This window comes from Aequorivita vladivostokensis, assembly GCF_000952855.1.
In the GTDB taxonomy this organism is placed as follows: domain Bacteria; phylum Bacteroidota; class Bacteroidia; order Flavobacteriales; family Flavobacteriaceae; genus Aequorivita; species Aequorivita vladivostokensis.
The window spans coordinates 18,807-32,607 of sequence record NZ_JSVU01000002.1 but is presented as its reverse complement, the minus strand read 5'-3'; the positions used below and the strand labels follow the sequence as shown (position 1 = coordinate 32,607).

The window sequence follows — 13,801 nt, the reverse complement described above, 5'->3', positions numbered from 1 at the left end:
ATGAGAAATAAAATTTTTATGTATCTGTTTCTTTTCGCAGTGCTTTTCATTATTTATCAATATATGAATGAGAAAAGCATTTTTGAATCGCAGGAATCGCAAATTGAAAAATTGGAGGCCAGGGTACAGAAATATAGTGATTCCATTGAGGGAATGAACGGCAGGATAATGGATTTGAACTATTTCACCTTAATGGGAAATGACAACGCAATGACTTATTTTGAAAACCGTGGTTATGAAGCGGCCGAGGTGGAAGCAATGGTTTCAGACCAGATTTATGATTTCAATTTACAGAAGGGCAACAACCCTTTGGTACCCTTCGAGGGCATGGAAGGCGATATGAAAATCAATAAACTGAAATTTCTCAACCACAAATGGATTCTTGCGGATTTTACCGACAACACCTATTGGGGCGAAATGATTTTGGAATATTATTTCAACGAAAGAAACGAACTGGAATTGACGCCAATTGCATCCTTTCTTTATCCTAATTAAGTTATTAAGTTATTAAGTTATTGGGTTATTGGGTTATTGGGTTATTGGGGTTTTTTTATTGACCACAGCCACTGAAAACTGCGACTGAATACTGCGACTGAAAACTAAAAACTTACCGTTTCCCCAACCACTCCTTCAACTCCCGAAAATTCTGTGGAGCAACGCCGTGACCTACGGGAAATTCAGAATACTTACAATCTATATTTAATTTTTTGAGAAATGGCTCGGTTCGCCGCGCCCATTGCACGGGGATTACTTGGTCCACACTGCCGTGGGAAGTGTAAACGTTAAGATTGCTGAAGTCATTTTTGGCGTATCCTTCCTTTAAGATTTCTTCGTTTATATAACCGCTCAAGCCGATTACATTTTTAACCTTGCTAGGATAGCTCAGCGCAACGGCGAAACTTAAAATGGTACCTTGGCTAAAGCCTAATAAAATGATGTTTTCTCCATCAACTTTGTATTTTTCAATAATTTCATCGATACATTTTGAGATCAATTCGCGGGAAGCAATGGCCTGTTCGTCATCGCTAAATTTACCCTGCGCATTGTCAAAATATATGTTGTACCAAGCATTTCCGTAAGGTTCCAAACGAATTGGAGCTTTTAAAGAAATGATTGCGTATTTCTCCGGAAGTTCGCTGGCAAAAGAAAACAAATCATTTTCATCGCTGCCAAAGCCGTGCAGCATAATAATTGCAGGCGGTTTTCCTGATTGGTCTTTCGCGGGTCTATAATTGTGTTCCAAAAGTAGGGTCTGTTTTTCCATAGGCTGCAAAAATAAACAAGACCTTTTAAACTGAAGTTGTTTCAGCTTAAAAGGTCCCGTTAAAAATTATTAAAATTTAAATTCCCTTAAACCATTCTTGAAATTGTTCGCCAAATACCGGCACGGGTTTCATTTCGCCCTGTACCGCGCTAATCAATCCCAAAAGCCAATAGACCAATATGGCCAGTTGCACAATCCAGCTCAGTATAGAAATGCCAATAAAACTTATAATGATACTCAGTACCACTCCCACACACATAATGCCCAAAGATTGGCGTACGTGGAAGGAGCCAAGAGCCGTTTTGTTTCCATTGTTCATTATTAGTGCGATAATCCAGCCAATAAGTGTAATGTAGGCTATAATGGCAACCGTTTTGCCGTTATCTGTAGTTGTTTCCATTTTATTCGTTTTAAGGTTAGTGGTTTATTTAAGCTAAAGATAATCAATACTTTAATTTAAAAAAGTAAACCATTCCTGAAATTTTTCACTTAAAAATGGAATGCCCTTTTTCTTGTTGAAATAAGCCATCGCCCAGCAATAAAGCCACACTATAAAACAGATAAGCCAAATAATGTCGCCAGCCGTTACGTCTATTTGCGATTGAATAACCAGGGAAACGATAAACATAAGGGTTATCCCGAACATATTTTTGATGTGCCAAGTTGCAAAGTCGTGATTCTCATCCCGGTTTATAAAAAAGGCAATCATAAACCCCACAAATGGGGCATAGGCAATAAGGGCAGTCGTTCTTCCGGCGGGTATATTTTTCATTAGTTGTTCAGTACCAATTGGTTATTTGCCAGAATTCCGTAAGGTTTTCCCTTTAGCTTTGTTCCGAGAAGTGCTGCATTTTTTGAAGTTGTAAGAATATCCTGTTCAGCAAATTCCCAAGTTATATCAGGGTTGAAAAGGGTAAGCTCGGCACGGTTTCCTTCCTCAATTTTTTCCGAAGGAATTTTGAAAGTTTTCTTCAAGCCCATAAGTGCATTGACCGATTGTTCAATTCCCAAAATCTTGTTGAGCGCCCCGAAACAGGCTTCTAAACCAACACTTCCAAAATAGGCCTGCTCAAACTCGGTTTTTTTGTGCTCCACATCAATAGGGTTGTGGTCGCTGGTGATACCGTCAATGGTGCCGTCTTTCAGGCCTTTTATTAATGCTTTGGCATCTTCTTTTGTCCGCAACGGCGGAAGTAATTTATAGTTTGTGTCAAATTCCTCCAGAGCATCATCCGTTAAAATAAGGTTGAAAATGGCAACGCTGCACGTTACCTTTAGTCCCTTTTTCTTAGCCTCCCTAATCAGCTCTACAGATTTTTTAGTTGAAATGGTCGGGATGTGGAGCTTGCCACCCGTATATTCAAGAATATATAAATCGCGGATTATTTGGAGCTCTTCCGAAAGTGCGGGAATTCCCTTTAAGCCCAATCGGGTGCTGTTTACTTCTTCGTTTACCATTCCGTTTCGGGCTACAGATTTTTCAAAAGGAAACGATTGCACCAAACCCTCAAAATTCTGGGTGTATTGCAGGGCTATTTTCAGCAAGTTTGCGTTCGCGATTGGGTTTTTATAATCGTAGAAAGAAACCGCACCCTCGTTCTGCATATCGTACAGTTCGGCGAGGTCTGTTCCTTTGCTTCCCACGGTAAGCGCGCCGATGGGGTAGAGGCTCACCGCATTTCCTTCGGCCTTGCTCTTCAGAAATTTTATATGGCCTTTGCTGTCCGTTACCGGGAAACTGTTGGCATTTACCGCAACACTGGTAAAACCACTGTGGGCTGCCGTTTTTAAACCGTTTTCAATTGTTTCCCGCTCTTCAAAACCGGGTTCTCCAAAGGAAACACTGCTGTCAAACCAACCCTGCGAAATGTGCAGATTTTTCAGTGAAATTTCCTTTACTTTTTCGGAAGAAGGAATGCTCGCGGCAATTTTTGAAATTTTACCGTTTTCTATCAAAACATCCCGTTTCTTTAAATGATGTTTGCTTGAAGCATCAACAATGGTGGCAGATTTCAGTAATATCTTCATTTGTAGAATTTTAAGATAAGCATTTCAAAAAGTAAAAAGAGCAATGCAAAAATAGCAAACCATTTCCAAATACTGTTAATCACACTTTCATCAGCCAGTGAATCAAAAAGATCTTCCACAGAGCTGTAAACTTCCGCGCCCTCCCAATCTTCGGGGTTTAGATATTGCAGTTCACTTTTGCTACGGACATAATTGAAACTTATGTTTTCCAAAAACTCGTTTTTCTTCACTATTTGATAATTTCCTGCTTTATCGGGTTCTTCCGTAGTTGTCATTAAAACATAATTGGCCTTTGTTTGTTGAAGCGGTATAAACTGCTCCGTACTATCCTTAATGGTCAGTATTTCATCGGGGCCCAATTTCACGGGAACCGCAATGGAATTCTGCTGCCCAATGGTGTAATACAGGCGAGGTAAGGGCAAACTTTGCAGGGCCATATTATAAATCGTGGGGACGACCAAAGGAGAATTCTGAAAATTGGAATTTTCCTTGTTTATTGGAGCTGTAAACAGATAGGTTTTATTCTTTTGAAGCAAAAAGGGCTGATTGTCCTCAAAAGCAAGCGCGGAGGTAGCATTTGAGGATATATTGTAATACGAATTGACTTTCGGGTACTGAAAATTATCAATTTCCTTTTCAAAAACATCTTTAAAGAGCGGGTGCGAAAAAACGATTTTTATAATCATTTTTTCCTGGATTTTCGCTTCGGAAAGCGTTCCCAGGGCCATTGATAACAGGAAGTTGTTATAACTACCTAAATCTGCCTGCGAAGCGGGGATAACCAAAATGCTTCCGCCATCGTCACTAAAAGATTTAAGCGCCGTGGCCAAAGATGCGGGAATTTCCTTCAACTCATTGAGCACGATGAAATTTTGGTCGGGAATTTCATTGTAGTTCAAAGTTTTAAAAGTTTGTTGCGTAAACTGAAATTCGTCCTTTTCAAAAAGGCGTTGCAGATAGTTGCCGTCGGCTTCGTTAATGGCCAGGACCTTTATTTTTCCGGGTTTGTTTATGCTGAAAAAAAGTGTGTTGTCAAAAGGAAGATTTGCTTCATTAATCTCCAACTTTCCAATGAATTCTTCTGAATTGTCGATATCAAAAGTCACGGTTCCACTGGCATTTTCGGAAAAATCCACTGCGGTTTTGGCTATCAATTTCTCTCTATTGAACAGAGAAATGGGCACTTCGGAAATTTCGGCTCCCGTATTTGAGACTTTTACATTTAATTGTGTTACCGCAGCATTTTTTGAAGCGATGTAAGCACTGTCAATGGCAATGTTTGAGGTGTTTACGGCTTTCAGTTGCACGGCATCCACGAGCATATCTTCCGGAATTTCGGGAAAGTTATCCTTCACTTGAAAATCTGAGAGATACACCAAACGCTTCGCCGTATCTTTTTCATCGGAAAAAAGTTGTCTGGCTTTCAATAAAACCTGCGAAGGTGTCAACTGACTCTGGGAATATTGGATTGAAAGCACTTCATTTTTAAAATCTTGGGACGAGGCATTCTTTCTTTCCGAATTATTTGTGAACCAACTCAGTTTTTCCGTTCCGCCCATTTTATCATACAAATCCTGCAAAGCCCGCTCCAGCATTGGACCCTTTGCGCCTTTGGCCTGCATACTAAAGGAATTGTCAATATAAACGACGGTTTCCTTTTTAGTATTTAAAGCAGTCTTGGAAGCGGTGAAAGGTTGTGCAAAGGCAATAATAATACACACCAAAGCGAGCAGACGCATCAATAACGTAAGCCACTTTTTGAGCTGCGAACTCTTTCGGGTCTGGATAGTTACTTTTTTGAGAAAAGCGACGTTGGTAAAATCTACTTTCTGAAAACGCCTAAGCTGAAAAAGATGAATAAATATCGGGATGAGCAGTAGGAAAAGGGCGTAAAGAATTTCTGGGTGTTTGAACTGCATTCCTATAAATATTGGCCAAAGATAAAAAATGCAGCGTAATAAAACCTATTTCTGGATGGTAAAGGTGAAGGTGCTTCCTTTTCCGAGTTCAGATTTCAGGGAAATGCTGCCGCCCAGCTTTGAAACAAGGCTCTTTACGGTTGCCAGCCCAATACCCGTGCCTTCTTTTCCGTTTCGATCCTTTATGCCGGTGGTTTTAAAAAGATTGAAAATTTCTTCCTGTACTCCAAAATCAATTCCCATACCATTATCAGCTATCGAAAAATTGTGGAAATCTGGGTCCTCCCAATATTTTATGGATATTAAGCGCTGTTCATTCAAGTTATATTTTAGGCTATTGTCTATTAGATTTAGAAAAATCTGCGTAAGGGCGGCGCTATTTACGTTTTTTAGAACGCCCTTTTTGGGATACTCAAAAGTAATATCGTCTGCAACAAATACTTCGGTTACGTTTTCAAAAAGCAATTTTAATTTTACGTCTTGTTTTTCCGATTCAAGCAATTCGTCTGCTTTGTAAAATTTTAAAATACCGGTAATATAATTTTTCAGTGTCAAGGACGATTCTTCTATATAGTCAAGGTACATTTCGGAATCGGGGGAAAGTTTCTCGGTGTTTTCCTCACGAAGCATTCGGGTAAGGGAGGTGATGTTGGCCAATGGCGATTTAAGATCGTGCGACACCACGTGTGCAAAATTCACCAGCCTTTCATTTCGGGCCTGCAACTCTTTTTGGAACTCTATTAAAAGATTGTTTTTCTTCCGAAGTTCAAAAAGATTTACTACCTGCTTGGCGAGGGATTTAAGGCTGATAATCTGTACCTCCGTCAAATTTCTTGATTTGTAATCAAAAATACATAAGGTGCCCAGTTTAAAACCGTTTGGATTAATAAGCGGAACCCCTGCGTAAAATACAGCGCCATCTTTGGTTACCGAAGGATTATCTTTGAAACGGGCATCGGTGGTCGCGTCATTAATTATGAAAACTTCCTGTTCTTGCAGGATGGCGTGCGCACAAAAAGAGATATTACGCGGCGATTGGTTAAAATCCAAACCAAAATGCGATTTGAAGAAATTTCGATCGGTATCCAATAAGGTAATCAACGCAATCGGCACTTCACAAATGGCAGCAATTAGCGTTGTAATATTGTCGAAATCGTTTTCGGAAAGTGTATCTAATAGATTGTATTTTTTCAGTTCGGCAAGTCGGGCCGCTTCATTTTCGGGGATGTCGGGGAAAATCATAAAAAATTAAACCATTGTAGTTTGCGCAGGTAACTATAATCTGAATTGGGGCACAGAATTTATAATTGATGAGTATTTTAATTACTCATTCGAGAGTCAACCCAGTTTTTTAATGCTGAATTTAAATGTAGTACCCTCTCCAAGCGTGGAGGAAACGGAAATTTCACCATTCAATCTGTCAACAAGCTTTTTTACAGTCGAGAGGCCAATGCCATTTCCTTTTTTTCCATTTCTGTCCAAAGTACCGGTAGTTACAAACAAATCAAAAATATGGGCTACTTTATCTTTTGGTATCCCCATTCCATTATCTGCAACCGTGATGTGGTAAAAACCATCTTTCTCAATACAATCCAAATCTATTTTTATCTTTTCCTTGTCGTTGTATTTCAAACTGTTGCCTATCAAATTTAGAAGAATTTGCTCCAGTGCCACCTTGTTTGCGTGCATTTCAATATTTTCCTCCGGAAGGTTTATCTCGCAATCTACATTAATGTTCAACAACTCTATTATTTCTTCCAAAAGGTCCTGACTGTCAAAAGGCTCGCTGATTAAAGAGGCGGTTTTGTCAGTTTCATAATGCTCCAAAAGACCCGTAACATATTCACTTAAGGTAAAGGAAGATTGCTTTATATAGTCAAGATATTCCTTGCCTTGGTCATCTAAATATTGACCGTATTTTGAACGGAGCATATCGGATGTAATGATCATATTGGCCAGTGGCATTTTCATGTCGTGCGATACTACGCCAGCAAAATTTTTGAGCTCTTCGTTGCGCTCCCTAAGTTCTTTCTGAACCGATAGCAAGGCTCTGTTGCGTTTTCTGGCCTCAAAAAGATTCACAACCTGATAGGCCATAGCTATAAGGGCTTTTTTCTGCGATTTGGTCAAAACACGCGGTTTTGTGTCGAAAACGCAAAGTGTCCCCAATGGATAACCATCACTATTTACCAAGCGCACACCGGCGTAAAAAATTGCGTTCATTTCGGTTACCAAAGGATTGTCTTTAAAACGGTCGTCTTTTCTGGCATCTTCAACAATAAAAATATCCTTTTCATCCAAAATAGCATGACCACAAAACGAAATGTCACGGGGAGATTCGTTAAACGGAATACCGTAATGCGATTTCAGAAAATTGCGATCTGCCTCCAAAAGAGTCACCAAGGATATGGGCACATCACAAATATTGGCTGTTAATGCGGTAATATTATCAAAATCCCTTTCTGGCAGGGTGTCCACTAAATGATAGGAACGGACAGCTGCTAAACGTTGCGCTTCATCTACTGGAAATTGCGGTTTTATCAAGGCTTAAAGTGCTTTATCTCAAATCCGAAATATATCGGGTGTTCAAGGATTAACCGTAAATGTACAATATTTTATAATGAGTTCAGAAAACGTTAAAAATAATGTGAAATGAATTAATCCAAAAATCAAAACCGTTCAAAAACACCCAGTCCAAATAGTGCAAAATCATATTTTACCGGGTCGTTTGGATCCAATTTCCGAAGGGCGATATCCAATTCCGCCAACGCCTTGCCGTCGTTTTGTTTGCGTTTTAACAGTTTGAGCTTTCGCGCCACATTGCCGCAGTGAACGTCCAACGGGCAGGAAAGTATTGCCGGTGAAATGCTTTTCCAAATTCCAAAATCCACTCCCGCATTATCGTTGCGCACCATCCAGCGCAGAAACATGTTTATTCTTTTTGCCGCAGAATTTTTGAATGGATCGCTAATATGCTTTTGGATTCGCGAAGGGTGGGGCAATTCAAAAAAAGTTTTTTTGAAGTGATGGATTGCCGGCTGTAACGAATGTATTTCAGCATTTTTTGAAAATACGTTTTCAAGCCCGACGTGGTTTTTGTATATATTTTGAAGCGATTTCAGAAAATAGATAAGATCGTCATTATTAAAAGTTCTGTGGACAAAATTTGAAAGCGACGCGGCGCGATCTTCCGAAAAATTCATCACAAAATCATAGGGCGAATTGCCCATCATCTCCATTATGCGATGGCCGTTGTTTATGATGCTTTTCCTGTTTCCCCAAGCAATCGTTGCCACAAGAAAACCGGCGATTTCAATATCTTCCTTTAAAGTGAAAAGATGCGGAATTTGAATGGGGTCGGTTTCAATAAAGTTGGGATTGTTGTAGATATCAACCTTTTCGTCAAGAAATGATTTTAATTCACTTTTCTTCATAAGAGTGAATTTTTGAAATTTGGCATTTGAAATTTATTTGGTCCCGATAGCTTTCGGGATGGAATTTGTCTTTTGGAATTTATTTCACAATTACCCCATCCTGCATTACCAATTTCCGGTCGGCCATATTTGCAAGCTCCTCGTTGTGCGTAACAATGACGAAGGTTTGCCCAAACTCATCCCGCAATTTAAAAAATAGATTGTGCAGGTTTTCGGCGCTTTCGGTATCAAGGTTTCCGCTGGGCTCATCGGCAAGAATGATGGATGGATTGTTTATTAAAGCCCGTGCCACTGCAACGCGTTGTTGCTCGCCGCCCGAAAGTTCGTTGGGTTTGTGGTCTTCGCGGTGCGAAAGCCCAAGGAAGGCCAAGAGTTCCTTTGCTCTTTTGGTGGCTTCGGCTTTGGGGGTGTTTTTTATGAATGCGGGGATACAAACGTTTTCAAGGGCAGTAAACTCCGGAAGCAACTGATGGAACTGAAAAATAAATCCTAAGTTTTCATTTCGGAACTGGGCCAATTTTTTCCCCGAAAGGGAACCGATATTTATTCCGTTTATAACTAATTTACTTTTCGACTTGTCAAAGGCATCCAAGGTTCCCAAAATCTGCAGTAATGTTGTTTTTCCAGCACCCGAAGCGCCGACTATTGAAACAATTTCACCTTTTTTGATATGAAGGTCAACCCCTTTCAAGACGTGGAGTTGGTCGTAATATTTATGGATATTCTGGGCTTCTATCATAGCAAAATTTTAAAGCGTGAAAGTACTATTTATAGTGCTATAATACAATCCGATGAAAAATATTGTTTTTCTATCAATTTATGTGTTTATCTTTGACGGTAAATTCTTAAACAAAAATAGATGTCGTCATATAAATATTTTGAGGAATACGAACAGCCCGTAACCGACAGTTTAATTGAAAATTACAGCCAAATTCTCGGTACCATAGGTGAGGATGTTTCCCGGGAGGGAATTTTAAAAACTCCCGAACGCGCCGCAAAGGCCATTCAGTTTTTAACCTCCGGTAATTGCCAGGATCCTGCCGAAATTTTAAAAAGTGCCATGTTTGCCGAAGCCTATCACGATATGGTTATTATTAAGGATATTGAGCTATATTCCCTCTGTGAGCACCACATCTTACCTTTCTTCGGGAAAGCGCATATTGCCTATATTCCCGATGGTCATATTGTCGGGCTCAGTAAAATTCCACGTGTTGTGGACGTTTTTGCGCGCAGATTGCAGGTTCAGGAACGGTTAACGCACGATATTTTGGAATGTATCAATAATACGCTAAAACCAAAGGGAGTGGCGGTGGTCATTGAGGCCTCGCATATGTGTATGATGATGCGCGGCGTTCAAAAACAGAACAGCGTTACCACTACTTCGGGATTTCGCGGCCAGTTTGAAGCCATTGAAACGCGAAGTGAATTTTTAAAATTGATCAGTAGCGATTTGGGTTAAATTTTTGGAATGTTTTTTGTTCATTAAATGAAAAAACCATTCATGAAAAACGAAAAATATAAATTACTCAGAAAAGGTATCCTTTACGATTTAATCGGTATGTCCACCATGGTAATACCACTTGTCGGACCGTTCCTAGATTTACTGTGGGCACCCGTAGCCTCCCAAAAGATGAGAGAAATGTATAAAGGCCCCGAAGGAAAAGTAGCCTCGGTACTTGTTTTCTTGGAAGAGATCCTTCCCATTACCGACGTTATCCCCACTTTTACACTTATGTGGCTCTATACGTTTGTCTGGAAGAAACAGCCGACACCGCAAACTATTGAAGTTCGCGTAAACGAATAAAAAAAGCCCCAACTCGGGGCTTTTTGGTTTTTAGATTTCAACTTTTAAATTTACGTTTATACTTCTGCCAATATTGAAAATACCCTCGGGTTTAAACCGCGACAAATGTGAAATATATTGTTTGTTTGTAAGATTTGTTCCATTCAGACCTATTTTAAACAACACTTTTTGAAGTTTAAAACTGCTTTCAACTCCTGCGCTCAGTAGGGAATATCCGCCCGTTCTTGTTTCAAAATTGCTGATATTTTTTTGGTCAAAAGTGTTTTCAAGCGTGATAAATGCCGAAGTGGCTTTTCGGGTTTTTCCGTCATTTATTTCTACACGGAAAGTATTCCGAAGTGAATTCGCGGGAATCAATGGCAAATAATCTTCATTATCCAGCTTGCCCGTAACCGTTTCAAAACTGCTTTCCAAATGGAGCCAATCCAGCGGGTGGGGGTGAAGGTGAAAACCCAGTTCGCCACCATACAGCGAGGCATTGTCCTGTAAATAATGAAATACCTGCGTATCGTCAAGAGTCTCATTGGTAGGCGATAGAAAAATGTAGTTATTGACGGCATTGTAAAAACCGTTTGCGAAAAATTCAATATGCTCATTTCTATACTCTAGGGCAACATCGGTCTGGAAATTCTGTTCGTTCGTTAAATCCGCATTTCCGCGTTCATAGCGGTTTGTTCCTTCGTGAACGCCGTTTGACGTAAGTTCCGCCAAGTTTGGCGCCCTAAATCCGCTGGCGAGATTGATACGTGCCGAAAAATTTTCGACCAAATCCAACTTGGCTCCCAAAGCGGCCGTAAAACTGGTAAAGGTTTCATTGAGTGCCGGAATAAAATCTTCATCCACGGCATTTCTTGCGGCTTCACTATCAATTTTTCTTGAGTCAAAGCGAATTCCCGCTTGAAAATCTACCTTTTCCAAATGGTAATGTGATGTTGCTAAAATTCCGACATCAGTGGTTTTGGCATCGGGAATTAAAATTTCCTCACCTTCGTTTTTATTCTTTTGGAACATTCCTTGTACGCCGATGATAGTCTCAAAATTGCCAAATTGAGGCAGGTGATATTTCACATCATAATTTAAGGTGTTCAGCTTAAGCCGAAGCGCCGCTACATCCGTATCATCTTCAAATTCCCGCCTGTCATTGAACAAATAACCTGCCTTTACATCTAAACTGGAGTTATTGAAAAACAAAGTATTGTCAAAACTTAAAATATGGTTGTCAATTTCCTGAAAGGGTAATTCTAAATCCTTTGATTGCGTTTGCTCGCCAATTTCCTCAGGAATGCCAATATTGGAGCGATTGTAGTTATACCGAAGTGTGGACTTAAATTTGGTGCCGGAAAATTGCAGGCCGGTCTTGAAATCCTTTTCATTGAAGCGCGAATTGCTTACGCGGTAATCTGCCCCCGTTTCGTAATCGCTGAACGCAGCATAGGTTCCCCGCGCCAAGAACTTTAACTTTTGCCCCGAGGTTTTAATACCAAGATTCGTAGCGGTTCCCAAAGTATTTGAGAAATATGTACTGCTCAAATCGCCGTGGGTTTCCCCGGAAAGTGCAAATTTTTCGGGATTCAAATAAAGTACTCCACCCAGTGCATCGCTTCCGTAAAGTAGGGATGCAGGGCCTTTAATCACTTCCACGCTTTCCACTCCGGCCTCGTTTATTCCCAGGCCGTGTTCGTCGCCAAATTGTTGATTTTCCACGCGTACGCCTTGCGCATAGGTCAAGACCCTATTGGAGCTCAGGCCACGAATAACAGGCTTGCCGATGCCTGTGCCCGTGCTAATTATATCGACACCGGCAATGTTTTTTATGCCGTCCGCCAGTGTAACGGCCCCAGAAGCGTTCAGTTTTTCTGTAGAGATGCGTTCCACTTTCATAACATTGTCGCTCTGGAGTTTATGGAATGGCGTAGAAACTATGACCTCTTCCATTTCAACGGCCGTTTCCTGCATTTCGATGTTTTCCGTAAGACTCGTTTCATTTGAAAAATTGATTTTTTTTGAAACGGTTGCGAAGCCCAATGAGGAAAAAACAACGCTATACAATCCGTCGGGCAAATTGTTGAGGGTATAATTTCCATCAAAATCCGCAACGGTTCCTTTTTCAAGTTGTGGAATATAGATTGTTGCAGGTACGGGCTCGTTTGTATTTTTTGAAATTATTTTTCCCGTTAGGGTGTTTTGTGAGCTTGCCGTGGTAATAACAGAGAATACCGCAAGCAAGCATAGTAAATTTTTCATGCTTTCTTGAATTAAATAAATGTGAAATTTTGATAAAATGAAATGCTAAAAAATCAAGAAATCATCGGTGGGCCTCTTAGAAAATTTTGTGCAGGCTTTAACTTTGAAAGGGAAGTGAAATAAAAACTTTCAATATTCTGAAAACTGTGAAATACAGTAAATTCAACCCCTTCCAAAGGAGTAAAATTGAATATTGAAAAGTGAAAATCACAAATGGAACAATCCAATTGCTTTTCGTGAAGATGAGTGGAAATATCGGTACAGGCCTTATGCTCGTGCCCCTCAAAAGTATGCGCAAATTGAACTGCAGCAGGAAACAGCAGCGCCAACGAGAATATCGTGGCAACCAAAACTTGCGATATTTTTGATTTTTGGATAATCATTTCTTTATTAAAAATCCGAGGCCCATACTGCGAAGCATTTTTTTTGCAAAATTCCAGAAAAAGTGAAATTCGCCGAATACCCATCCAAAGAACACCAAAAGTACTTTATAGATAGGCAGAATAATCAAAATGCGAAACGGCCAATAAATATACCAGCCCATTTCCTTGGTTATATTGAAAAAATCTGTGAGTGGGGCTGCCAGTTTGGCCGCGGAACTTCCGGTAATGGCAAACACTAAAAATATGATAAACAATTGGCCGTTGGTTTCAATATTCCAACGTTCTTTGAGCTTTTTCAATTTCTTCCGGCTATAAATTTTTGATTGTATTTCTCCTGAAAATATAGGAAGTAGTTGTAAAGAAGATAATTTACTTCATAACCGTAATCTATGGTTGGGTCGTAATTTATCTGTTCGGCATATAAATTTCTGGAAAACCTATTGGGTTGTAAAACACGGTTGTTGTATTCCGCCACAAATTGGCGGTTTTTGCCCTCCAGGGTTGCCTGACCATAAAATCCACGAGGTGGCTGTGAAACTAACCACGATTGGAAACCGGGCTCCACAATAATAATTTCATATTCAAGACTATCATTTGCAATGCGTACCGTATCATTTTTCGTGGTTGCGTCCTGGGACGAACCAGAAAAGGACTTATTGCCCGTTCCGCAACTAAAAATCAGAAATGAAAGTATTGCAATAAGCAGAAAATTCTTCATAACGGTA

At 40.1% G+C, this 13,801-nt stretch carries 16 protein-coding genes; 3 read left to right on the top strand and 13 right to left on the bottom strand.

Going from position 1 to position 13,801, the window contains the following annotated elements; translation table 11 throughout:
- Window positions 1-495: a hypothetical protein gene (locus MB09_RS02915; RefSeq protein ID WP_045079394.1), complete on the top strand. Its 495-nt coding sequence runs from the start codon at window positions 1-3 to the stop codon at window positions 493-495.
- Between the two features lie 112 nt (window positions 496-607).
- Here MB09_RS02915 and MB09_RS02910 read toward each other — a convergent pair whose 3' ends face one another.
- The 9 genes from MB09_RS02910 to MB09_RS02870 all read right to left on the bottom strand — a co-directional run bounded on the left by MB09_RS02910 (window position 608) and on the right by MB09_RS02870 (window position 9,384).
- Entirely contained in the window at window positions 608-1,264 is a 657-nt protein-coding gene (locus MB09_RS02910; RefSeq protein WP_045079393.1) for an alpha/beta hydrolase, read from the bottom strand.
- A 76-nt stretch (window positions 1,265-1,340) separates the two neighbouring features.
- Window positions 1,341-1,664 carry a DUF4870 domain-containing protein gene (locus MB09_RS02905; protein WP_045079392.1) on the bottom strand — a complete coding sequence of 108 codons (324 nt, stop codon included), beginning with the start codon at window positions 1,662-1,664 and terminating at the stop codon, window positions 1,341-1,343.
- Window positions 1,665-1,715: 51 nt separating this feature from the next.
- On the bottom strand, window positions 1,716-2,036 hold the full coding sequence (locus tag MB09_RS02900; RefSeq protein ID WP_045079391.1) for a hypothetical protein: 321 nt from the start codon (window positions 2,034-2,036) through the stop codon (window positions 1,716-1,718).
- Window positions 2,036-3,292 carry a dihydroorotase gene (locus MB09_RS02895; RefSeq protein ID WP_045079390.1) on the bottom strand — a complete coding sequence of 419 codons (1,257 nt, stop codon included), beginning with the start codon at window positions 3,290-3,292 and terminating at the stop codon, window positions 2,036-2,038. Before MB09_RS02895 ends, MB09_RS02900 begins: the two co-directional genes overlap by 1 nt.
- Window positions 3,289-5,211 (bottom strand): BatA domain-containing protein, encoded by a 1,923-nt coding sequence (locus MB09_RS02890; RefSeq protein WP_045079389.1) that lies wholly within the window; start codon window positions 5,209-5,211, stop codon window positions 3,289-3,291. Before MB09_RS02890 ends, MB09_RS02895 begins: the two co-directional genes overlap by 4 nt.
- A gap of 45 nt (window positions 5,212-5,256) precedes the next feature.
- Window positions 5,257-6,453, bottom strand: coding sequence for a sensor histidine kinase (locus MB09_RS02885; protein WP_045079388.1), 1,197 nt, complete (start codon window positions 6,451-6,453; stop codon window positions 5,257-5,259).
- A 96-nt stretch (window positions 6,454-6,549) separates the two neighbouring features.
- The gene (locus MB09_RS02880; protein ID WP_045079387.1) at window positions 6,550-7,755 is read right to left on the bottom strand and encodes a sensor histidine kinase; all 1,206 of its coding nucleotides are present in this window, start codon (window positions 7,753-7,755) and stop codon (window positions 6,550-6,552) included.
- 125 nt (window positions 7,756-7,880) lie between these two features.
- Window positions 7,881-8,645: a TIGR02757 family protein gene (locus tag MB09_RS02875; RefSeq protein ID WP_045079386.1), complete on the bottom strand. Its 765-nt coding sequence runs from the start codon at window positions 8,643-8,645 to the stop codon at window positions 7,881-7,883.
- A 79-nt stretch (window positions 8,646-8,724) separates the two neighbouring features.
- Window positions 8,725-9,384 (bottom strand): ABC transporter ATP-binding protein, encoded by a 660-nt coding sequence (locus MB09_RS02870; protein WP_045079385.1) that lies wholly within the window; start codon window positions 9,382-9,384, stop codon window positions 8,725-8,727.
- A gap of 120 nt (window positions 9,385-9,504) precedes the next feature.
- On the opposite strand from MB09_RS02870, the gene folE reads away from it, so the two are divergent.
- Together folE and MB09_RS16555 are read left to right on the top strand one after the other, a co-directional pair.
- Window positions 9,505-10,104 (top strand): GTP cyclohydrolase I FolE, encoded by a 600-nt coding sequence (gene folE, locus MB09_RS02865; protein WP_045079384.1) that lies wholly within the window; start codon window positions 9,505-9,507, stop codon window positions 10,102-10,104.
- Window positions 10,105-10,275: 171 nt separating this feature from the next.
- Window positions 10,276-10,449: a hypothetical protein gene (locus tag MB09_RS16555; protein ID WP_317619468.1), complete on the top strand. Its 174-nt coding sequence runs from the start codon at window positions 10,276-10,278 to the stop codon at window positions 10,447-10,449.
- Window positions 10,450-10,479: 30 nt separating this feature from the next.
- On the opposite strand, the gene MB09_RS02855 is transcribed toward MB09_RS16555, so the two are convergent.
- Genes MB09_RS02855 through MB09_RS02840 form a run of 4 tightly spaced genes read right to left on the bottom strand, consistent with a single transcriptional unit; the run spans window position 10,480 to window position 13,794 of the window.
- Entirely contained in the window at window positions 10,480-12,693 is a 2,214-nt protein-coding gene (locus tag MB09_RS02855) for a TonB-dependent receptor (RefSeq protein WP_045079383.1), read from the bottom strand.
- Window positions 12,694-12,746: 53 nt separating this feature from the next.
- On the bottom strand, window positions 12,747-13,076 hold the full coding sequence (locus MB09_RS02850) for a hypothetical protein (protein WP_045079382.1): 330 nt from the start codon (window positions 13,074-13,076) through the stop codon (window positions 12,747-12,749).
- The gene (locus MB09_RS02845) at window positions 13,073-13,375 is read right to left on the bottom strand and encodes a DUF6787 family protein (RefSeq protein WP_045079381.1); all 303 of its coding nucleotides are present in this window, start codon (window positions 13,373-13,375) and stop codon (window positions 13,073-13,075) included. Before MB09_RS02845 ends, MB09_RS02850 begins: the two co-directional genes overlap by 4 nt.
- Complete coding sequence (locus MB09_RS02840) at window positions 13,372-13,794, bottom strand: DUF6146 family protein (protein WP_045079380.1); 423 nt, start codon at window positions 13,792-13,794, stop codon at window positions 13,372-13,374. Before MB09_RS02840 ends, MB09_RS02845 begins: the two co-directional genes overlap by 4 nt.
- Window positions 13,795-13,801 lie beyond the last annotated feature (7 nt).